Below are 22,542 nucleotides of genomic sequence, written 5' to 3'. Positions count from 1 at the left end.
AGGTGTCGGTTTTGCAAGATTGGATCGTGCATAAAGTATTGGCAAATGCCGCAGCTAAGTATCCGAATAAGCCATTTTTGATCTGCAATGGACAAAGCATCACATTTAGGGAACTAGAAGATAGGACGGATGTGTTAGCTTCGGCATTGCTGCAGGAGGGTTTTAAAAAAGGGGAAACGATTGCAGTACTGGCGTTAAATCAATTTGAATGGCTGTACACATATTTCGCAGCCGCAAAAATAGGACTAGGTGTGGTAGCATTAAATGTTCGCTATCGTGAGGCAGAATTAGAATATATGTTGAACAATTCAAAAGCAAAAGGGATTGTATCCATCTCAGAGCATAATGGGTTTGATTTTGCCCGATTTTTTGAAAGCTTTCAAGAAAAAATGCCATTTGTAGAAAAGTATATTTTCATAGAATCTGGTTTTGCCGGGAGTTTATCGTTTAAGCAATTATTAAATCGTCCAATCGATAGAATTGGGCTGGAGGAATGTAAAGAGGCTGTTAAAGAAGATGATCCCGTTATTGTAATTTACACATCGGGGACAACTGGAAGACCCAAGGGGACAATGATTACAAACCGAAGTATATTAGAGTCTGCCAAAGCACAGGCAAATCACTTATCCCTTAAAGAAACCGATTCCACTGTTGGAAATTTGCCGCTCAATCATGTTGGCGGAATTACCTGTACCGTTCATGCCTTTTTGTTGTGTTTTGGAAGTATTGTATTGATTCCCGAGTTTATTCCAGAAAATGTGCTCGAAGTGATACACCAAGTCAAACCAACGATTTTTGCAGGGGTTCCTACTATGTTCCTCATGCTATTTAATCATAAGAAAATTGATCAATATGACCTGAGTTCGATAAAAATTTGCGTTGCCGGTGGATCGAATGTTGATCCAACCCAATGTGAAATCATTCTATCACGCTTCCAAAATGCCAAAATCATTAATTTATACGGCCTAAGTGAATCATCCGGTGCTTGTATTCTGACAAAATTGACTGATTCTCTTGAAAAGGTCCAGGAAAGCATTGGGGTGCCAATTGGAGATTTCAAGATTAAGATTGTCGATAGCGGGCGGAAGACGGTTCCATACGGTGAGGTGGGAGAACTAGCGGTAAAGGGAAATTGCCGAGCAAAAGGGTACTACGGGCTTGAAGAAGAATCGAGATTAGCATTTTCGGAGGATGGCTGGCTCTATACTGGTGACATGGGCTATCTAGATCATGAGGGATATGTCTATTTAAAAGGGCGGAAGAAGGAGATGTATATTCAAGGTGGATATAATGTATATCCCGTTGAGGTAGAAAACATTCTTATGTCCCATTCAAATGTTTCCTTTGCAGCAGGAATCGGAGTCCCAGATCCGTTTCTTGGTGAAGTCGGCTTATATTATATTATCCCGAAAGATGGTGTGTCCATTTCGGAAGAGGAATTAAAATCATACTGTCGACAACATTTGGCTGATTATAAAGTCCCAAGGCAGATTACCTTTGTCAAGCAGTTACCCCAAACACCAGCGGGTAAGATACAAAAGTCTGTATTGAAACAGGGGTACATGAAGCAGTTGCAATAAATAAACTAGAAACAACCATATGGATTGTTGCCATATGGTTGTTTCACTTATGTGGGCGTGATCTTAAAAGCAAAATCCTCAATAATATGAAATTTTTTCATTTTTTGATACAGTGTCGTCCTGCTGATACCTAAAGTTTCTGCCGCTTTTGTGCGGTTTCCATTACATTGCTTTAAGGCTTGTAAAATAATCTCTTTCTCGGTCTGGTTCATCGATTGTTTCCGGTCTATGGTGAAATCGGATTTTGTTTTTTTAGATATTTGTGAAGGAGAAGAGGGTTCATTCAGTAAATTGAATTCAATAGGAAGATGTTCCAATTCAATCCAATTACTTGTACTAAAATGAAAGGCTCGTTCCAAAACATTTTCCAATTGTCTAATATTACCAGGCCAATGGTACTTTTGAAAAATCTTTATTACTTCATTGGAAATACCAAGAATATTCTTGTTTGTTTTACTATTAATCTTATTGATGAAATGTTTACACAATAAGGGAATATCGTCTAACCGATCACGCAATGGCGGTATGTGTAATTGGATCACATGGATTCGATAAAAGAGATCTTCCCTGAATTTTCCCTGTTTGACAAGCTCGCTCAAGTCCTTATTCGTTGCCGAAATGATTCGGACGTTTACCTTTGTTGTTTTAGTTGCACCAATTCTTTCAAACTCTTGTTCTTGTAGTACTCGGAGCAATTTTACCTGTAAGGATGGAGGCATATCGCCAATTTCATCTAGAAATAGGGTTCCATTGTCGGCTAATTCAAATTTACCCGGCTTACCTCCTTTTTTCGCCCCGGTAAAAGCGCCATCTGCATAACCAAAAAATTCAGATTCCAATAATTCTTCAGGGATGGCTCCGCAATTAACCTTGATAAAGGTTCCTTTTCGACCCGAAAAGGTATGAATGCCTTCTGCAATCAATTCCTTTCCAGTCCCACTTTCACCTGTAATCAAGACATTGGAGAAAGAATTGGCAGCAATGACAGCATCATGTTTAAATTTTTCCATTTGTGAGTTCTGAGAAACGACATGAGCAAAAGGGTTCTTATCTTTGGAAATTCGGGATAATTCGCCGCGGTAATAAGAAATCTCGCTTTCCAGCTTTTCCATATGTACGAGGATGTCCTTCCAGGAATCCAACTGCCTAAAGATGATTTTAAAAATGGCTCCTAGCTTTTGACCATCTTGATAAATGGGCATTTGCGCAACAATACATTTTCGATTGTTAATTTGAATGAGTTCCCCATCAATTTTTTTATCAAACTTTAGACTGAGCTGTGAAGGAATCTGTGGGGCAATTTTTGAAATGGGGGTGCCAAGGATTTCGTTTTGGTGATCAATGGAAAAGAGTTCCATGAATCCTTGATTGCTCATCGTTATACGGCCGTTTTGATCTGTAACAGCCACCCCGTCATAGGCGAGTTCGAGTGCACTGTCTAGAATTTTCTTTAAACGATTGGTCGTTTCTAATTCATTCGCAATGACTTCATAGGAGGTGACGTCCCGTAATACAACCATTGCTCCTGTAACCTTATTCATTTCACTGATTGGGATAAAAGAAGCGATGACAGACAGTTCTTCAAAACAAATTCTTTTGGCATTCTGAATTTCCCCGGTCTTCATCGTTTCAATTAACCATCTTCTAAAATTGGGAAGAAATCGATCGATTGGTGAATGTAGTAATGACTTGCCATGAAGCCGCAGAAGATTAAGGGCAACTTGGTTATACGTCGTAATTTTTAAATTTGAATCGACTGAAATGACAGCATCTTGAAGATTCTCAACTAGAGACTTCAATCGGTTTAATGTGTCTTCTAATACAGTCATATTGGAAGTTACCAAATCTGACTTCGACATGATGCCATATACCATCTGATGTTCATCAAGTACTACTGCCTGGCTGACATTTCCCTTCATCATAATATCTCTTGCATCAATTAAAGATTGGTCTTTTTGAATCGTGACAATGTTTTTTTTAATAAGTGGTCGAATAGGTGAATCAAGTGGGAAATTTTTTAGCAATGCGCGGTAAATAGAATTTTTATGGATAATGCCAAGTAAATCTTTGCCATTGGTGACACAGCCGATATCCACCCGATGATGAAGAAATGCTGAAATGGCTTCACGAATCGTACTATCAAGCGATAAATTGACAAAATTGATGGTGGTAAAACTGCTAACCTTCAAAAATTATCACATCCCTAGTAGTCTGAAAATTATTATTATTCATAACAATTATAACGGCAATATGATTTGAATACAAATGCAGGTTGTAAACTTCTTTTAACACCTGTTCACTTTTGTACGCAAACGTACACAACTCAAATACTTTCTATGATTTGTCAAAAACTTTGAATAAAATACAAGATTGGAACAGATTAGATGAAAAGATTCATTAGTGAGTTTTTTATAAATTGGCATATTAATTGCAAGATAAATAGATAGTGAGTTTATGCTAATACAAGGTAAGAGGTGTAAGTATGGTCTATGAAACATTAATCTTCGAGGAATTTGAGAACGTTGCCAAAATAACGTTGAATTTACCTGAAATGAGAAATCCCTTAACAGAAAAATCAACTCAAGAACTAGTCTATGCTATCAGGAAAGCAGATCAAGATTCCAATATTAGGGCTATCATTCTTACTGGGGCTGGAAAATCCTTTTCGGCCGGTGGAAATCTAAATGAATTCAAAAAGAATCTCGAAAAAACGGCTCCTGAACTTTATGGAGAGGGGCTGGAGAGTACAGAACTATTTAAGCTGGGTGCTGAAGTGAAAACTCCGCTCATTGCAAGTGTAAATGGTCCAGCATTAGGAGGGGGTACGGGGCTTGTCGCCATGTGTCATCTTGCCATCGCCTCCACAACAGCAAAGTTAGGCTTAACGGAGCTTAGGCTCGGACTTGTTCCCTTTGTGATTATGCCTTGGGTTCGGCGTGCTGTAGGAGAAAGAAAAATGATGGAAATGATGCTTACGGCCGAAATTTTATCAGCAGAACAGGCAAAAGAGATTAACTTGGTCCATCGAGTTGTCAGCCCCGATGAGCTTGAGGCAGAAACGATGAAACTAGCCCAGCAAGTTGCCAGCTTCAGTCCATTAGCCGTCAGGTTAAGTTTGGATGCCTTTTTCAATACAGAACAGATGGATATGCAGAAATCTTTTGATTATTTAACAACATTAAGACTTGTGTCGTTTATGAGTGAAGATTTAAAAGAAGGGGCCACTGCTTTTCTTGAAAAGCGGCAGCCTACATGGAGTGGAAAATAAAAGAAGGAGTGATGAAAATGGTAGAAATTTTATCAAATATGGCTGGAAGCGTGTGGAAAATTGAGGTAAAGGAAAATGATGTGGTGAAGGAAGGCGATGTATTAATTATTTTGGAATCTATGAAAATGGAAATCCCGATTGAAGCAACACATAGTGGAGTGGTAGCCGCTATTAACACGGCAGAGGGAGAGTTTGTTCAGGAAGGCGACTGTCTGGTGAAAATTAGTAACAAATAATAGCGGGAGGGCATGGAAAATGAAAAAAGTAAGAATTGGCGCTGCCCAGGGGTTTTATGGTGACACCATCGATGCTGCCGTTGCAACTGCTGAATATGGTGATGTTCAATACCTTTGTTTCGATGCATTAGCAGAACTAACCATGGCCATCTTGGTGAAGGATAAACGGAAAAATGAAAATGCCGGTTTCACAAAGGATATCCCGCAGCAAATGAAGGCCTTGCTGCCTTATGTAAAAGAAAAAGGAATCAAGCTGTTAACAAATGGCGGCGGAATAAATCCAGTTGGCGCACAACAGGAAATCCTTCGTGTGGCAAGGGATTCAGGCATCAGCGGTTTAAAGGTTGCGGTCGTCACAGGTGACAATATTTTAGACAGAATCCCAGAGTTTCTTGATAAAGGTTATCCGCTAAATCATTTAGAAACAGGGAACCCGATAGACACAATCAAAGAAAAACTCGAATTTGCTAACGCCTATATCGGGGCAGAGCCAATTGTTAAGGCATTGGAGGCAGGTGCAGATATTGTTGTTACAGGAAGAACGACAGATACTGCCCAGTTTTTGGCACCGTTGATTTATGAATATGGCTGGAGTCAAAACGATTGGGATAAATTGGCGAGTGGCGTCTTTATGGGGCATCTTCTAGAGTGTTCAGCCCAATCAACGGGTGGAAATTTTAGCGGAAACTGGTGGGAAATTGAAGGGTTTGACCGCATGGGCTATCCGATTGCCGAGGTTTCAGAAAATGGCGAATTTATCATTAGTAAGGTAGAAGATCGGGGCGGATTAGTAACGGTTGATACCGTTAAGGAACAAATGCTTTATGAGATCCATGACCCCTCGGCCTATATTACACCAGATGTTATCGTCGATTTAACAAATGTAACACTGAAAAATGTCGGAGATAATCAAGTGAAGGTAACAGGAGTAAATGGAAAGCCTAGGACGGATTCATTAAAAGTGGTCATGGGCTATGAAAATGGCTATGCAGGCCAGGTCATCGTCGGCTTTTCATGGCCTGATGCGATGTTGAAAGCCAAGAAAGTCGATGAAATTATTAGGAGCCAGGTGGAACGGATGGGCTTGAACTATCAGGAAATCAGAACAGATTTTATGGGGTACAACGCTTTAAGCGGGCCTCTCGCCCATGACAATCGAAGTGAATTAAATGAGGTCTTCTTACGAATGATTGTTCGAGCGGAAACAAAGCAAGAAGCAGCCAAGTTTAGCCGGCTTTTTCCTCCAATCGCTTTAAATGGTCCACCGTCCATGAGCGGATTTACCGGTAATGCTGCCCCAAGATCATTAATAGGGATGTGGTCCACGCTGATCCCTCGGGAAGAAGTTGAATATCTAGTAAAAGTCGAAGTCGTGGAGGTGTAATGAATGGCTATTGTACAGTTAAAGGATATTGCTCAAACACGATCCGGCGATAAAGGGAACACAGTTAATGTTGGGGTATTCGCTCCAAATCAAGCAATCTATGAAACTTTTTTAAATCAATTAACAGCTGAAAGGGTAAAAGAACATTTTGCTGGGCTGGTAAAAGGGGAAGTCATTCGATACGAATTGCCGCATATCCATGGGTTAAACTTTGTTTGCCGGGAGGCATTAGAGGGAGGCGGCTCTGCTAGTCTAAGGCTCGATAATCTAGGAAAATGTTATGGTGCCAATATGCTTCGAATGGAAATCGAAATAGACGAAAAATTATTAAAAGTTTAAAAATGAGGTGAGCATGGAATGCCGTATGAACCGTATTTTACAGAAGAACATGATCAGCTTCGGAACATGATCCGAAGGTTTGTAGAAAAGGAGATTGCCCCTTATGTTGATGAATGGGAAGAGCAAGGGGTATTTCCTCGCTCCGTTTTTACCAGAATGGGCGAACTTGGGCTTCTAGGTTTACATTATCCAGAGTCCGTGGGGGGTCAAGGCGGAGATTATTTTTCCGGTCTTGTTCTAGCTGAAGAACTGAATAAATGCGGCTGTGGGGGTTTACCGATGGCCATTGCTGTCCAAACAGATATGGCAACACCCCCTGTCTATAAGTTTGGGACAAAGGAACAGCATGAGCGTTTCTTAAAACCTGCATTAAAAGGGGAAAAGATTGCTGCGATTGGCATTTCCGAACCAAACAATGGGTCAGATGTGATGGGCATTCAAACAAGGGCAAATCGTGTTGGAGACGAATGGGTCATTAACGGGACAAAAACGTTTATTACAAATGGAACGAGGGCGGATTTTGTGACCTTGGTGACTAGAACCTCTGACGACCCTGGTCCAAAAGGAATCAGTCTTTTCCTTGTCGAAACAAATCGTCCGGGCTTTTCGGTCGGGAAAAAGCTAGATAAAGTCGGAATGCGTTCTTCCGATACTGCCGAGCTTATTTTTGATCATGTTCGTGTTCCGCATGAAAACCTCTTAGGTGAAGAGGGCAAGGGATTTTATCAAATCATGTGGCAGCTTCAAGGGGAAAGAATGATTGGAGCAGCTGGTGCGATTGGAAGTGCCGACCGTCAGTATGAACTGGCATTAAACTATGCGAAAACTAGGGAAGCTTTTCAACAGCCGATTGGCAATTTTCAAGTGATTGCTCACATGTTAGCTGAAATGAAGACCCAAATCGAGGTTTGCAGGGAATTAACCTATGCGACTGCCTTCAGATTCTCAAAGGGGGAAGTTCCTTCAAAAGAAATTTCGATGACAAAATTGGCTGCCGCGCAAATGGGTCATTGGGTGGCGGACCGAGCACTGCAAATTTTTGGCGGCAATGGATATATGACCGAATATCCAATTGAACGTGCATGGAGGGATAGCCGTCTTGCAAGAATTGGCGGCGGTACTGATGAAATCATGAAAGAGATTATTGCAAAGCAGATTGGCTTGTAAAAAGGAGGGATATTCGTGCCACACTGGATATTTACGGAAGAACATGAAATGTTTCGAAAAAGTATAAGGGCTTTTATGGAGAAAGAAGTACTTCCAAATATAGAGCAATGGGAAAAAGACGGTGAAACGCCAAGAACTTTATATAAACGAATGGGAGAATTGGGATATTTAGGGATTAAATTTCCTGAAGAGTACAGTGGTCTCGGGCTTGATTTGATTATGGAAGCCGTGTTCACAGAGGAATTCTCGAGATGCGGTGCCGGTGGAGTGCAATCTGCAATTGGAGCCCATACATCGATTGCCATGACGAATATTTGGAAATATGGAAATCAAGAGCAAAAACAAAAATACTTAGTTCCGGGGATCAAAGGAGAGGTAATTGCAGCGCTTGCTATTACAGAGCCAAGCGGTGGGTCAGATGTATCTGGTCTTAAAACTACAGCTATAAGAGAAGGGGATTATTACATCTTAAATGGCTCCAAAACGTTTATCACAAATGGAGTCAATGCTGATTATGCGATTGTAGCGGCTAAAACAAAAGAGGAACCCATTCATCGCAATGTAAGCTTATTTATTGTTGAAACAAATTCACCAGGTTATTCAGTGGGGAAAAAGTTGAAAAAATTAGGCTGGCGATCTTCCGACACCGGTGAAATCTTCTTTGACAATGTAAAAGTGCCAGTCGAAAACTTAATTGGCAATGAAAATGAGGGCTTCCTTTATATCATGAAGAATTTTCAATATGAACGATTAATAATGGCTTTGGGCTGTATTGGAGCAGCAGAAAAAGCATTAGAACTGGCCGTAAAATACAGTAAAGAAAGAATTCAGTTTAAACAGCCATTATCAGAGTTCCAAGTGATTCGCCATAAACTGGTCGACATGGCGGTTGATATTGAAAAAGCAAGAAATATCACATATCGTGCACTTTACCTGTACAACAAGGGTGAGAACTGTGTGACGGAAGCAACGATGGCAAAAGTGTATGCAACGGAAATGGTTAATCGAGTGGCCGATCAGGCTCTACAAATACATGGCGGGAATGGCTATATGATGGAATACCCAATCCAGCGGATCTGGCGGGATGCCCGTATTCAAACCATTGGAGGCGGGACTACACAAATCATGAACGATATTTTGACAAAGCAACTGGGAATTCTTTCGTAGCTTAAAAAATAGAAAGGGATGGTGAATCACTTTGGAACGGGAACAAAAATTGCTCTCTGAAAGAGAACGAATTTATAAGGGTGGACCCGATCATGACAAAATTAAGAAATTGGGGAAATTATTTGTCCGTGATCGATTGAAACTGTATTTTGACGATGAACGGCCCTATTATGAAACAGGCCTTTTTGCCAATGCGAATAAAGAAAAACTGCCTGCAGACGGAGTGATAACCGGAACAGGAAAAATAGAGGACCGCTTGATTTTTTTTATGGCCAGCGATTATACGGTCAAAGCAGGGTCTATTGGAAAATACCATGGCGAAAAAATATTGAGGATTCAAGAATCAGCCATCCGTGGGCGCCGTCCGATTGTCTACATGATTGATTCTTCGGGCGGCCGGATTGATGAAGCTGGCGGGTACCATGTTGAAAAATATTCTGCAGGGAAGATTTGGTACAACCACAGTATGCTTTCAGGGCGTGTCCCACAAATCGCTGTCCTTTATGGACCATGTTTTGCCGGAACTGCCTATATGCCTGTATTTTCTGACTTTGTGATAATGGTAGATAAGACATCGGGTATGGCGATTGCCTCACCAAGAATGGTCCAAATGGCAACAGGGCAAAAGGTTGACATTGAGGAACTTGGCGGCGCGACAATGCATAACACAAAGAGCGGCTCAGCTGATTTTATTGTCAAATCAGAAGAAGAAGCAGCCGGAATGGTGAAAAAACTACTTAGTTATCTGCCAGATCATTTTGAAGTAAAGCCACCTAGCTTTCCAGTGATTGAACCGACCCGTAATCCACAGGAAATAGATAACATTATACCGATGGAGCCTAATCGTGCTTATGATGTCCGAAAATTAATTGAAGCCATTGTCGATGGCAATAGTTTCCTAGAAGTAAAAGCGAATTATGCGAAAGAACTAGTAACAGGTTTTGCTAGATTGAACGGGAAGACAGTCGGAATCGTTGCAAACCAGCCGATGCAAAAAGGCGGAGCCATTTTCCCAGAATCATCGGATAAAGGGGCAAAATTTGTTTGGACGTGTGATGCCTACAATATTCCACTTCTCTATTTATGTGATACTCCAGGATTCATGGTTGGCACGAAAGTGGAGCAAGAAGGTATCTTACGAAAAGGTAGAAATTTCATTTATGCCAGTTCAACGGCAAATGTTCCGAAAATGTGTGTCATCGTTCGGAAAGCCTATGGAGCAGGCATTTATGCAATGGCAGGTCCGGCATATGAACCGGATACAACAATTGCACTCCCATCTGCTGAAATTGCCATCATGGGGCCTGAAGCAGCCGTCAATGCTGTTTATTACAATAAAATCAAGGCAGTAACAGATCCGCAAGAAAGGGCTGCATTGGTACAGGAGCTGCGTGACGAATATCGTGCCGGATATGACATTGTCAAATTGTCAGGAGAGCTTGTTGTCGATGATTTGGTCATCCCAAGTGAATTGCGGAAAGAATTAATCCGTAGATACGAGACATTCGAAAACAAAGATTTTCCACTTCCAGCAAAGAAGCATTCTACCATTTTAAGTTAGTAGATTAGAAGATTTCAATTGGGAGTTGATAGAGATATGGTCAAAGGAATTGGAAACTGGCTTGTTAAGCACAGTGAATCACTGCCTGAGAGACTTGCTGTTGTTTATAATGAAAAAAGATTTACCTATGCGGAATTAAATGAACGGGTAAATCGTTTTGCAAATGCTCTTCTTTCTTTGGGAGTACGAAAAGGCGACCGCGTCAATGCACTTTTATTGAATACGAATGAAATGCTGGAATCGATGTTTGCCTGTGCGAAAATCGGTGCCATCTTTGTCCCTATCAATTTCCGTTTAAGCGTGGATGAAGTTCACTATATTGTAAATGATTCAAGAGGCTATCACCTTATTTATGATGGCAGGATGAAATCGTTGGTCGATCAATTGCGGACTCAAAATTCAAGTTTACAAGAATACATCCACGTTGGCAGTGACCCCCATAAAGAGGATTCTGTCTATGAGGATTTAATTGCCGAAGCTAATAATGTAGAACCTGAATTTGATATTTTTCTTGATGATATTCATCTGATGATGTACACATCCGGTACAACTGGCAGACCAAAAGGAGCGATGTTAACCCACGGAAATACACTGTGGAATGCGATTAATTTTATTAATGCGATTCCATTTAATTATAGTGACAGCACCTTAACAGTTGCTCCGCTTTTCCATATCGGCGGCATGAGTGTTATGACAACACCGTTACTTTATATTGGCGGCACGATTTATTTGGATGATCAATTTGATCCAAATCGAGTCATGCAAAAAATCCATGATGAGAGAATAACAAGCCTATTCCTGGTTCCAGCCATGTGGCAAGCATTAACAACCGTCGAAAATTTTGGGGCTTATGATATTTCTTCACTCCAATTGGCTGTTTCCGGCGGGGCACCATGTCCGATTACTGTGATTGAATTTTTTCAAAAGCGGGAGATTCCGTTTTATGAAGGTTTCGGCCTAACGGAAACGGCTCCATTTGTTTGTATCCTCGACAGGGAAAATACCCTTCGTAAAAATGGATCTGTCGGAAAAGCACCAATCCACACAAGTGTCCGTATTGTTGATCCTTTAGACCGGGATGTGCCTTCAGGGGAAGTGGGTGAACTCATTGTCAATGGTCCGAACGTGATGGTGGGCTACTGGAATAAACCTAAAGCAACAAGCGAGGCCATAAAAAATGGCTGGTTCTATACAGGTGACTTGGCGAAATTCGATGATGAAGGCTTTATTTACATTGTTGATCGTAAGAAGGATATGATCATTACTGGCGGTGAGAATGTTTATCCCATTGAAATCGAGCAGCTTTTATTCCGCCATCCCAATATAAGAGAGGCCGCTGTCATCGGGTGCCCAGATGAAAAGTGGGGTGAGTCGATTAAGGCAATCGTTTCTTTAAAAAACAATAGCCAGCAGTTGTCCGTGCAGGATATTGAAACATTTCTTAATGGAAAAATTGCTCGCTTTAAAATTCCAAAGCAGGTTGAAATTGTCGAGGCTTTGCCGCGCAATGCAACTGGGAAAATTTTAAAAACGGTCTTAAGACAAAAAGTTTGAGTGGAAGAGAGGGTGATTTAGATGTACGATAAGTACTTTGAAAATTTTGAAGTTGGCGAAAAATGGAAATCGAGAGGGCGGACGATTACGGGGACGGATCTGGTCATGTTTTCTTCCCTAACAGGAGACTTTTACCCGCTCCATACAGACATAGAATACGCAAAGAAATCTTTTTTTAAGCAAAGAATTGCCCATGGGATGCTAGTTCTTTCTTATGCAGTTGGTCTTACAAAAATGGATCCGGACATAGTGGTGGCGAATTATGGAATTGATAAGCTACGGTTTATCCATCCGGTATTCATTAACGATACTATCCATGTCGAGCTTGAAGTCATCGATCTTACTGATAAAGGGAATGGTACTGGCATAGTAACGGTAAAACAATCTGTGTTCAAACAAACAGGTGAAGCGTGTATCGTTGGAATTTCCAAAGCATTAATCAAAAAAGAAAATCAATAAGCGTATTAGGGGGTATGACCGAAACATGCCCCTCCATTTTGTTTTATTCTCAACCGATAAAATTTTTAGAGGAGGGAATCACTTTTGTTTACGAAAGTACTAATTGCTAATCGTGGTGAAATTGCAGTACGGGTCATTCAAACCTGTAAAAAATTAGGGATTGAGACAGTTGCTATTTATTCTGAAGCCGACACGGATGCCCCACATGTCCGTTTGGCGAACGAAGCCTATCCTGTAGGGGGAGCAAGAGTAAATGAGAGCTATTTAAATATTGACAGAATCATCAAGGTGGCAAAACAATCCGGAGCAGAAGCCATCCATCCCGGGTATGGATTATTATCAGAAAATGCTGGATTTGCTACAAGGTGTGAGGGTGCCGGCATTGTATTCATTGGCCCGTCACCAGATGTCATTTCCAAGATGGGGAGCAAAATTGAAGCAAGGAAAATGATGGAGGAAGCCGGACTCCCTGTCGTTCCTGGGATTGCCTACCCACTTCAGGATGCCGAAGAAGCCTAAATAGTTGCGAGTAAAATTGGCTATCAGGTCATGTTAAAAGCTTCCGCTGGCGGTGGCGGAATTGGAATGCAGATTGCACAAAATGAGATTGAGTTAAAAAAAGCATTCTCTGGAAATCAAAAACGTGCCTCTGACTACTTTGGTGATGGTGCAATGTATGTTGAAAAGTACGTTGCAAATCCAAGACATATTGAAATTCAAGTTTTGGCTGATTCCCAAGGTACTGCCCTTTATTTATGGGAACGGGAATGTTCGATTCAACGCCGCCAGCAAAAAGTAGTAGAGGAGGCACCTTCACCATTTCTCATTCAAGAAACGCGCAGAAAAATGGGAGAAGCGGCAGTGAAAGCAGTAAATTCACTCGGATATACAAATGCGGGAACAATTGAATTCCTTGTGGACGGGGAGAAAAATTTTTATTTTTTAGAGATGAACACAAGACTGCAAGTTAAGCATCCGGTGACAGAAGAAATTACCGGGCTCGATTTAGTAGAATGGCAGCTTCGTATTGCCGCGGGTGAACCGCTTGATATTACTCAATCAGATGTTAAAAAGAGGGGCATGCCATTGAAGTACGAATATATGCCGAGGATCCAATAACATTCTTCCCTGCTCCAGGGCAAATTACGAAATTGACCGTTCCTTTGGGAGAAAATATTCGCAATGAATTAGCTATTCATGGGCAATCAAAGGTAACCCCTTTTTATGATGCAATGATTGCAAAGCTAATTGTAAAAGGGGCAAATCGGGTAGAGGCCATTCAATCCTTAAGGAGTGCTCTTGATGGGTTTACGGTTGAAGGAATTAAGACGAACTACCAATGCTGAAAGAGGTTGTCAGCCATCCTGCATTTGAGGAAGGAAACACGACAACAAACTTTGTCGAAGAATATATTCAAAATAAAAAAGGGTGAGAAAAGTATGAAGGGCCAAGTCATCATTATTTCAGGTGGTTCTAGTGGGATTGGAAAAGCAATGGCAGAGAACTTTGTCAAAAAAGGGGCTAATGTTGTTATCACTGGAAGAAATGTCGATAAACTTGAAGAAACAAAACAAAGCCTTGAGAAATATGGAGGAAAAGTTTTACCTATTCAAATGGACGTCCGCGACCCAGAAAAAGTCCAATATATGGTCGATGAAACGGTTAAAACATTTGGCAGGATTGATCATCTCATTAATAATGCAGCGGGGAATTTTATTTGCCATGCTGAGGACCTAACACTTAATGGCTGGAAGGCCGTAATAGATATTGTTTTAAACGGAACATGGTATTGTAGTCAGACGGTTGGAAAACACTGGATTCAGACGCAAACAAAAGGAAGTATTCTCAATATTGTAGCCACCTATGCTTGGGGAGCAGCTGCAGGTGTGGTTCATTCTGCTAGTGCAAAATCTGGAGTATTGACAATGACAAGGACCTTGGCTGTTGAATGGGGGGAGAAATATGGTATCCGTGCAAATGCTATTGCCCCGGGACCTATCGAAAATACGGGGGGAGCAGAGCGGCTATTCGGATCTGAAGATGGATTACAGAGGGCAATTGCAAGCGTTCCATTAGGAAGGGTAGGCCGCCCGGAAGAAATCGCCAGCCTAGCTGCTTTCCTTTTATCACCTGAAGCTGAATACATTAATGGTGACTGTGTCACAATGGACGGCGGCCAGTGGTTGAAACATACTCATTTTTAAAAATGAATTCGAAATGATAAAGGTAACTATGCAAGAAAAATGAAGAAATCAGGAGGATGATTAGATGGAACCACCTGTTTTATATAAAAAGGAAGGACAAAAGGCGTATATTATATTTAATCGTCCACAGGCAATGAATGCAATGACACCGGAAGGCTTTGAAATGATAGGCAGTTATTTTCTGAAGGCACAGCATGACAAAGATATCCGGGTCATCATTCTGACTGGAACGGGTGAAAAAGCATTCTGTTCTGGTGCGGATTTGAAGGAAACGATTCCATTAATCATGGAGGGGAAAATTGATCCGGAGAAAACGGATTCAGCCGTGCTGAAAAATACTCCTGTCTGGAAACCGATTATTGCGGCAGTGAATGGGTTTTGCCTTGCAGGAGGAATGGAAATATTGGAGGCAACCGATATTCGGATTGCGGTGGAGGATGCACGATTCGGTCTACCTGAACCAAAATGGTCCATCATGGCGGCGGCTGGCTCACTTGTAAGACTAGTCAGACAGATTCCATATTGCCGAGCTATGGAGATTTTGCTGACAGGAGAACAGATTACCGCTCAAGAAGCGAAAGAAATTGGTCTTATTAATAAAGTTGTACCGAAGGACCGGTTGTTAGTGGAAGTTGAACGGACGGCTGATATTATATGTAGTAATGGTCCAATTGCTGTTCAAAGTACTAAAAAAGCCGTTCTGCGATTACTGAATTTGCCAATGGATATTGCCTTTCGAGAGGAGTGGAGCTATTCAGAAGAGGCATTTAAAAGCGAGGATTCTCGTGAAGGCATCCGGGCATTTGCTGAAAAGCGGTCACCGAACTTTATTGGGAAATAGGGATAAAAACAGGATCCATTAGGTAATGGTTCCTGTTTTTATGTGCGCCCGGCATGGGCGATAACATGATGGTGAAAGTCCACTATAGGCTTGGCAGTAGGAACAGTTAGCTAAAGGCAAGGCCTTCTGAGAGGAATCTGAAGGAAGGAGGAGGCAAATTCTTGAATTGACGAACAGAAACTATATACAAGGCTGATTTGGGACGGACGAATCTGCATGACAAGATAAAGTCCAATACTGCCCGAATCCCATACAGTAAATATAGCAGTTACATGAGAAGAAGGTTATCACACTTACCCGGGGAGGCCTCACGGACGAGTAAAATATACTCGGTTGAAACAAGATTAATCGTGAGAAGTCAGCAGAGGTCATAGTAGGTTCACTGGAAATGAAGGACTAAACAATCTTACGTTCCCCTCTTAAATAGAAATACGATCAAATAACCTTCAATTGTTATCGTAAAAGCTTGCACCCCCCCCGTTTTTGTAAAAATCGTACGGATTGTGTTCGAAAATAGCCTTAATTTTTGTATAAATCAACCATAGTGAAAAAGGAGAAAAACCGATAAATTTAATATATGGAAATTGAATTTTCTGAATCTAATCTAATCTTGAAAAATAGAGGCGGTGAGCATGTGAATTTTCCATCGAATAGAATAGGTCAAATTCCCCCCTATTTATTCGCAGAAATCAATAAGAAGAAGGCCGAAATGATAAAGGCAGGAGTAGATATTATTGATTTAGGGATTGGCGACCCAGATCTTCCTACACCAAAACATATTATAGACAAATTAACCGAAGAGGCTCAAGACCCTAAGAATTTAAAGTATCCAAGCTTTGTCGGGTGTCCTGAATTTAAGCAGGCTGTTGCCGATTTCTATTTCCGCGAGTATGGGGTTATTCTTGATCCTGAAACCGAAGTATTAGCATTAATCGGTTCCAAAGAAGGGATTTCACATATCGTTCCAACACTTATTGACCCAGGAGATTACGTATTAATTCCTGATCCTAGTTATCCTGTATACCGGATGGCGACCCTTCTTGCAAACGGGCAGTGTCATCATATGCCATTAACTAAGGAAAACAACTTTGTGCCAGACTTTGAGGCCATTCCGAAAGCAATTGTTGAGCGTTCAAAGCTGATGTTTTTAAATTATCCAGGGAATCCGACTTCAGCAACTGTCGAACTGCCTTTTTTTAAAAGAGCGATTGCTTTTGCCGAAAAACATAAGATCCCGATTGCCCACGATTCTGCTTATAACATGGTTACTTTCGATTCATATAAGGCCCCAAGCATTCTTCAAGTAGAAGGGGCAAAAGAAATTGCCGTTGAATTTGGTTCGCTTTCAAAAACGTATAGCATGACCGGGTTTCGGATTGGCTATGTGGTAGGTAATAGGGAAATTATTAAAGCGCTTTCAGTATTAAAAAGCAACACTGATACAGGCCAGTTTACTCCGATTCAAAGAGCAGCTGCTTACGCGCTGAACAGCGATCAAAGCTGTGTGACACAATACAATCAAATTTATAAAGATCGTATGACGGCAATGCTTGATGGACTTAAATCCATTGGCGTAGAAGTAGAACCCCCTAAAGGAAGCTTCTTCATTTGGTCACCTGTACCAAGCGGCTATACATCTGCTGAATTTGTAACTAATGTATTGGAGCAAACCGGTGTCATTATCACCCCGGGCAATGCTTTTGGCCCTTCCGGTGAGGGATACTTCCGTGTTTCTCTTTCCGTCCCAAATGAAAGATTGTATGAAGCAGTTAATAGAATCAAACAAAATCTAAAAATTGTAATCGGTTAAATTTTATTAAAATTGGAGGGGTATTTATGAAAAAAATCTTAAACTACATTAACGGTGAATGGTGTGAATCTTCAACAGGTAAATTTGTCCCTGTATTGAATCCGGCAAACGGTCAAGTCTTAGCTGAGGTAACTCAATCTACAAAGGAAGATGTCGACAGAGCGGTTCAAGCTGCTACAAATGCACAAAAATCATGGCGTTTAGTACCTGCCCCAGAACGTGCTGAGTTTTTATATAAAGTTGCCTTTCTATTAAAAGAAAGAAAAGAGCATCTTGCTCAAATTCTTACAAGCGAAATGGGAAAAGTGATCGCTGAAGGAAGAGGGGAAGTTCAGGAAGCCATCGATATGGCATTTTATATGGCAGGAGAGGGACGTCGTCAATTTGGTGACACCGTGCCATCAGAACTTCGCAATAAATTTGCGATGACTGTCCGAGTTCCAATCGGGGTTGCAGGTTTAATTACACCTTGGAATTTCCCGATTGCCATCGCTTCTTGGAAATCACTTCCTGCCCTTGTGACGGGAAATGCGGTTGTCTGGAAACCAGCGACTGAAACGCCAATGGTTGCTGAGGAATTCGTGAAAATCTACGAAGAGGCTGGACTTCCTAAAGGCTTAATCAATCTCGTTAACGGTTCTGGAAGTGAAGTCGGTAATGCAATGGTTGACCATCCAGGTATTGACTTAATTTCGTTTACTGGGTCTAATGAAGTAGGAGCTGCAATCAATGGCCGTGCTGGCGCTTTATTAAAGAGAACGTCTTTGGAAATGGGCGGAAAGAATGCCATCACCGTATTGGAGGATGCTGATCTTGACCTAGCTGTAGATGGGATATTGTTCGGAGCATTTGGAACAAGCGGTCAACGATGTACGGCCACTAGCCGCGTCATTGTCCACGAGTCGGTTAAAGAAGCGCTTACGGAGAAACTAGTTGCCCGCATCGGTGAAATGAAGATGGGGAATGGTTTGGATGAATCTGTAGTAGTTGGTCCTGTTATTAATCGTTCTTCACTTGAACGGATTGACGAATATGTAAAAATTGGTCAAGAAGAGGGTGCAAAGCTACTAACAGGTGGGAAAGTCGCAGCTGAAAACGGATTAGACAGCGGAAACTTCTACTTGCCTACTATTTTTACGGATGTAACACCAGACATGCGAATTGCCAAGGAAGAAATTTTTGGTCCAGTCGTATCGATTATTTCTGTTAATAGTTTAGAAGAAGCGGTAGAAGTAAATAACAATGTCGAATTTGGTCTTTCCAGTGCGATTTATACCGCTGATATTAACCGTGCTTTCAAAGCGATGAGAGATCTTGATACTGGACTTGTTTATATTAACGCCGGTACTTCCGGAGCAGAAATCCATCTGCCATTCGGCGGCACAAAAGGCACAGGCAATGGCCACAGAGACTCCGGTGTTGCTGCCCTTGATGTCTACACAGAATGGAAATCAATCTATGTTGACTTTAGTGGAAAGTTACAACGGGCGCAGATTGATAATTATTAATAATTTGCCTTAAAATTTTTTAAAGTAAATAGTACCTTAAATACAATGAAAAAAAGGAGTCTAAAATTTAAGACTCCTTTTTTTCATTGTATTTAGTATTTTCCGAAAATATCAATTAATTATTATTATATAAAAATTAAAAATATTTTGACTAAATAAATAGGGTTGTTATATAATAATGGTATTCCATGGTTAGACCAAATCGGGAATTACAGTAGTAAGCGAAAATGATTGTTATCCAAAGAGTTGAAGAAGAATTGAATGGAAGAGGGGTATTTAATTGGATTTAGTAACAGAAAAACAAAGCACTATTAGGAAAAGTTCTGTAAGTTTAATTGATTGTGATGTTCATCCCTTTTTGTCTTCACTTGATGATTTAGTTCCTTATCTAGATGAATCCTGTCAGAAACAACTCAACATAGGGAAATTTAAAAGTGAATTTTTAAAAAGCCAGAATAATGGCGGATTTGAATTTCCTAAGGGTAGATACGGAAATCCAGGGCATGTTTTACGAATGGATGCAATTCCTCAAGATGGTAGTATCCCTGGAACGGACCCTAATTTTCTAATAAAAGACTTATTCGATCGTTATAACCATACCTACGGAATATTAAATATCGGCCATGGAACAATGGCGGCCTACCATAATACTAATCTTGCAGTAGAATACACTAGGGCTATCAATGATTGGTTATACGATACATGGGTGGAAAGTGATCAAAGGTTTAAAATGACCATGGAAGTTACTCCAGTAGATCCATATGAAAGTGTGAAAGAAATACAACGCATTGGTAGAAAGCCTGGTATTGTAGGAATTAACTTGCGTGTTATTAACATTCCATTTGGAAAAAAACATTTTTGGCCAATTTACGAAATTGCGGAAGAATACGGCCTTCCTATCCTAGTTCATCCCGATGCAGAGGGTACATCAGAATACTCTGCTGGCCAAGCGATTGGGCCGGAATCCACTTATATTGAATGGCACTCAACTTTACCTATTATTGCCATGAGACAGATTCCGAGCTTGGTTTTTGAAGGTGTTTTTGAAAGATTTCCAAAATTGAAGTTTGCCTTTATAGAATATGGTTTTGCTTGGCTGCCTCACTTGATGTGGAGACTAGATAAAAATTGGAAAGGGTTAAGACAGGACGTACCATGGTTAAAAATGCCACCTAGTGATTATATCAGAAGAAATATCCGTATAGGTACACAGCCAATTGAAGAGCCTTTTAAACCCAACCATTTGTTAGAGTTGATTCAAATGATAAATGCTGAGGAAATGTTATTATTTTGCAGTGATTATCCTCATTGGGATGGAGACAATCTAAACAGAATATTTCTACGCTTCCCAGACGAGCTAAAAAGAAAGATATTTTACCAGAATGCTGTAGACACCTTTAGGTTGTAAATTTAAGGAGGTATATTTATTGGAAACAATGAAAAAAACCCAATCTCAAAATCGAATTGTTTTATTTCCTTCTATTCAACTGCAACCTGGAGAAAGAAAATTAGTAAAAATAGACCAATTAGAAATTGCCATAATGAATGTGGATGACTATATTTTTGCTTTTAGAAATGAATGCCCTCATCAAGGTATTCCGATGATTTACGGACCTGTTACAGGAACAATGGTGACATCTACTCCTCAGGAATATAAATACGGCCGAGAAAATGAAATTCTGAAATGTCCATTACATGGTTGGGAATTTGATTTGAAAACTGGAAAGTCATTATTTTCACCTAATCAAGTTTCGCTTCTAACCTTCGATGTAAAAAAGGAAGAGCAAGATATTGTCCTTTACCTAAAAAGAGAACCCCAAAATATAACTATTATAGATTTTAATTGCAGCCATATTTGTTAAATAATATTTCCAAATTTTTTAGAAGCAAAAGAGAGGTGATAAAAGAGTGTTAATCGTTTATCCTGATGCTGATCCTCAATTAAGGAAATTACTTACAGAGGATTTAACGAGTCAATTAAATCAATTTGCTGACTTTCAGGTTTATGAGGGGCAACCGGACACACCTGAAGAGTTTATAAAAAGAGTGAAAAATGCAGGTGGAATCCTATTAGGATGGTCAATCCCAAATGTAGTACTTAGCCCTCATATAGCCTTTAATACGCCTGAAGCTTCTGAAGAAATATTCAGAATATCAATTAATAATCTTGTACAGTTTTTTAGTGGAAATATTCAAAATAGAGTTATTTAATCTGTAACTGAGAGAGGGATACTAAATGAAAATAATCGTTATTGGTGGAGCAGGAATTCAAGCATTAGGTACAATCTATGATTTACTTGAAAATGATGAAATCAAAAAGGTTATGATTGCGGACATTTTATTCGAAAAAGCTGAAGAAAGAGCTAAGCAAATTGGAGATCCACGTTTGACAGCCAAGCAGATTAATGTTCTCAATGAAAATGAAACCGCTGACATTATTAAAGATTTTGACGTTGTTATTAATAGCGGACCAGCTTTCCTATGCCCGAATGTAACCAGGGCAGCATTAAAAGCAGGTGTTAATTATGTTGACCTAGGAGCTTGGCCAAAAGAAACAAAAGAACAACTGGAATTGGCAGCAGAATTTGAAGCAAAGGGAATCACTGCTGTCCTAGGGATGGGAAGTGGACCAGGAATTTCAAATATGATGGCATTGGCTGGGGTAGAACAGCTAGATACAGTTTCTAATATTGATATTACAATAGCAATGCGGGACTTTACAGAATATACTTCACCGTTAGTTACACCGTATATGTTAGATACCATAATTGATGAATATACGTTAAATCCGGTCATCGTAAAAGACGGTGTTGTCACAAAAATTGATCCGCTCATTTCCAGACCTGTAGAGTTTAAGGAGCCTATTGGCCTTACCCACCCAGTATATACGATACATCCCGAACCGGTAACTCTCTACAATTCTTTTAAAGATCTTGGATGCAAGAATACAACATTCAGTATCGCTCTACCAAAGGAATTTCATGATAAAGTGGAGTTTCTAGTTCGCCTTGGTTTTGGCAGTAAAGAACCTATCAATATAGGAGGCATTCAATTATCGCCAAGGCAAGCGTTATTATCGGTTGTTAATCAGCTACATCAGCCAAAAGTGGATAAAGAACAATACAGCGTCACCCGCGTAGATGTTACGGGTACTAAAAATGGACGGAATGAAAAAGTTGTGGTCGAGGTTTATGTTGGTACCGAAAAGAAATGGAACATTCCGGCAGGAGCATTGAAAACATCTATACCCCCTTCAATTGTTGCTCAAATGCTTGCTAGGGGACAAATAAAGTGTAAAGGTGTATATCCTCCAGAAAAATGTATTGAAACTTCGCCATTTTTTAAAGAATTAGCTTTAAGAGGAATGAAGGTATATTCAAATAAGGTTGAACATGCTTTATAAAAATATAACGAAATATAAAGTTGTTTTAATACGTATAATTACATGATTTAACATAAATTAT

General features: G+C 40.3%; 19 protein-coding genes and 1 pseudogene. 19 read left to right on the top strand and 1 reads right to left on the bottom strand.

Going from position 1 to position 22,542, the window contains the following annotated elements:
• The first annotated feature begins 11 nt into the window (after positions 1–11).
• A complete protein-coding gene (locus tag ACIQXV_RS12265) occupies positions 12–1,580 on the top strand; it encodes a class I adenylate-forming enzyme family protein (RefSeq protein WP_402959129.1) in 1,569 nt (522 codons plus the stop codon).
• Positions 1,581–1,627: 47 nt separating this feature from the next.
• Here ACIQXV_RS12265 and ACIQXV_RS12260 read toward each other — a convergent pair whose 3' ends face one another.
• On the bottom strand, positions 1,628–3,769 hold the full coding sequence (locus ACIQXV_RS12260) for a sigma 54-interacting transcriptional regulator (protein WP_402959127.1): 2,142 nt from the start codon (positions 3,767–3,769) through the stop codon (positions 1,628–1,630).
• A gap of 293 nt (positions 3,770–4,062) precedes the next feature.
• On the opposite strand from ACIQXV_RS12260, the gene ACIQXV_RS12255 reads away from it, so the two are divergent.
• The 18 genes and pseudogenes from ACIQXV_RS12255 (at position 4,063) to ACIQXV_RS12170 (ending at position 22,481) form a co-directional block, all read left to right on the top strand.
• Positions 4,063–4,848: an enoyl-CoA hydratase/isomerase family protein gene (locus ACIQXV_RS12255; RefSeq protein WP_402959125.1), complete on the top strand. Its 786-nt coding sequence runs from the start codon at positions 4,063–4,065 to the stop codon at positions 4,846–4,848.
• 17 nt (positions 4,849–4,865) lie between these two features.
• Positions 4,866–5,084, top strand: a complete 219-nt coding sequence (locus ACIQXV_RS12250; protein WP_402959124.1) for an acetyl-CoA carboxylase biotin carboxyl carrier protein subunit — start codon at positions 4,866–4,868, stop codon at positions 5,082–5,084.
• A 19-nt stretch (positions 5,085–5,103) separates the two neighbouring features.
• Positions 5,104–6,468, top strand: coding sequence for an acyclic terpene utilization AtuA family protein (locus ACIQXV_RS12245; RefSeq protein WP_402959122.1), 1,365 nt, complete (start codon positions 5,104–5,106; stop codon positions 6,466–6,468).
• A gap of 3 nt (positions 6,469–6,471) precedes the next feature.
• On the top strand, positions 6,472–6,807 hold the full coding sequence (locus tag ACIQXV_RS12240; RefSeq protein ID WP_402959121.1) for an AtuA-related protein: 336 nt from the start codon (positions 6,472–6,474) through the stop codon (positions 6,805–6,807).
• Positions 6,808–6,825: 18 nt separating this feature from the next.
• A complete protein-coding gene (locus ACIQXV_RS12235) occupies positions 6,826–7,974 on the top strand; it encodes an acyl-CoA dehydrogenase family protein (RefSeq protein WP_402959119.1) in 1,149 nt (382 codons plus the stop codon).
• Between the two features lie 15 nt (positions 7,975–7,989).
• Complete coding sequence (locus tag ACIQXV_RS12230; protein WP_402959117.1) at positions 7,990–9,141, top strand: acyl-CoA dehydrogenase family protein; 1,152 nt, start codon at positions 7,990–7,992, stop codon at positions 9,139–9,141.
• Between the two features lie 25 nt (positions 9,142–9,166).
• Positions 9,167–10,702: an acyl-CoA carboxylase subunit beta gene (locus tag ACIQXV_RS12225; RefSeq protein WP_402959260.1), complete on the top strand. Its 1,536-nt coding sequence runs from the start codon at positions 9,167–9,169 to the stop codon at positions 10,700–10,702.
• 36 nt (positions 10,703–10,738) lie between these two features.
• Positions 10,739–12,256 carry an o-succinylbenzoate--CoA ligase gene (gene menE, locus ACIQXV_RS12220; RefSeq protein ID WP_402959115.1) on the top strand — a complete coding sequence of 506 codons (1,518 nt, stop codon included), beginning with the start codon at positions 10,739–10,741 and terminating at the stop codon, positions 12,254–12,256.
• A gap of 21 nt (positions 12,257–12,277) precedes the next feature.
• Complete coding sequence (locus ACIQXV_RS12215) at positions 12,278–12,715, top strand: MaoC/PaaZ C-terminal domain-containing protein (RefSeq protein ID WP_402959113.1); 438 nt, start codon at positions 12,278–12,280, stop codon at positions 12,713–12,715.
• Positions 12,716–12,799: 84 nt separating this feature from the next.
• Positions 12,800–14,147 (top strand): annotated as a pseudogene (locus ACIQXV_RS12210) (acetyl-CoA carboxylase biotin carboxylase subunit).
• Between the two features lie 7 nt (positions 14,148–14,154).
• Positions 14,155–14,919 carry a 2,4-dienoyl-CoA reductase gene (gene fadH, locus ACIQXV_RS12205; protein WP_402959111.1) on the top strand — a complete coding sequence of 255 codons (765 nt, stop codon included), beginning with the start codon at positions 14,155–14,157 and terminating at the stop codon, positions 14,917–14,919.
• A 64-nt stretch (positions 14,920–14,983) separates the two neighbouring features.
• Positions 14,984–15,760: an enoyl-CoA hydratase/isomerase family protein gene (locus tag ACIQXV_RS12200; protein ID WP_402959109.1), complete on the top strand. Its 777-nt coding sequence runs from the start codon at positions 14,984–14,986 to the stop codon at positions 15,758–15,760.
• A gap of 634 nt (positions 15,761–16,394) precedes the next feature.
• Positions 16,395–17,570 carry an LL-diaminopimelate aminotransferase gene (locus tag ACIQXV_RS12195; protein WP_402959107.1) on the top strand — a complete coding sequence of 392 codons (1,176 nt, stop codon included), beginning with the start codon at positions 16,395–16,397 and terminating at the stop codon, positions 17,568–17,570.
• Between the two features lie 26 nt (positions 17,571–17,596).
• Positions 17,597–19,078 carry an aldehyde dehydrogenase family protein gene (locus tag ACIQXV_RS12190; protein ID WP_402959105.1) on the top strand — a complete coding sequence of 494 codons (1,482 nt, stop codon included), beginning with the start codon at positions 17,597–17,599 and terminating at the stop codon, positions 19,076–19,078.
• A 280-nt stretch (positions 19,079–19,358) separates the two neighbouring features.
• The gene (locus tag ACIQXV_RS12185; RefSeq protein ID WP_402959103.1) at positions 19,359–20,486 is read left to right on the top strand and encodes an amidohydrolase family protein; all 1,128 of its coding nucleotides are present in this window, start codon (positions 19,359–19,361) and stop codon (positions 20,484–20,486) included.
• Positions 20,487–20,514: 28 nt separating this feature from the next.
• Entirely contained in the window at positions 20,515–20,940 is a 426-nt protein-coding gene (locus ACIQXV_RS12180; protein WP_402959258.1) for a Rieske (2Fe-2S) protein, read from the top strand.
• Between the two features lie 46 nt (positions 20,941–20,986).
• A complete protein-coding gene (locus tag ACIQXV_RS12175) occupies positions 20,987–21,289 on the top strand; it encodes a hypothetical protein (RefSeq protein WP_402959101.1) in 303 nt (100 codons plus the stop codon).
• A 25-nt stretch (positions 21,290–21,314) separates the two neighbouring features.
• A complete protein-coding gene (locus ACIQXV_RS12170; RefSeq protein ID WP_402959099.1) occupies positions 21,315–22,481 on the top strand; it encodes a saccharopine dehydrogenase family protein in 1,167 nt (388 codons plus the stop codon).
• Positions 22,482–22,542 lie beyond the last annotated feature (61 nt).

Source organism: Neobacillus sp. NPDC097160, from assembly GCF_044762155.1.
Taxonomy (GTDB): Bacteria; Bacillota; Bacilli; order Bacillales; family Cytobacillaceae; genus Neobacillus.
Note: the sequence above shows the minus strand (reverse complement) of the source record. Positions and strands in the feature narration are given on the sequence as shown.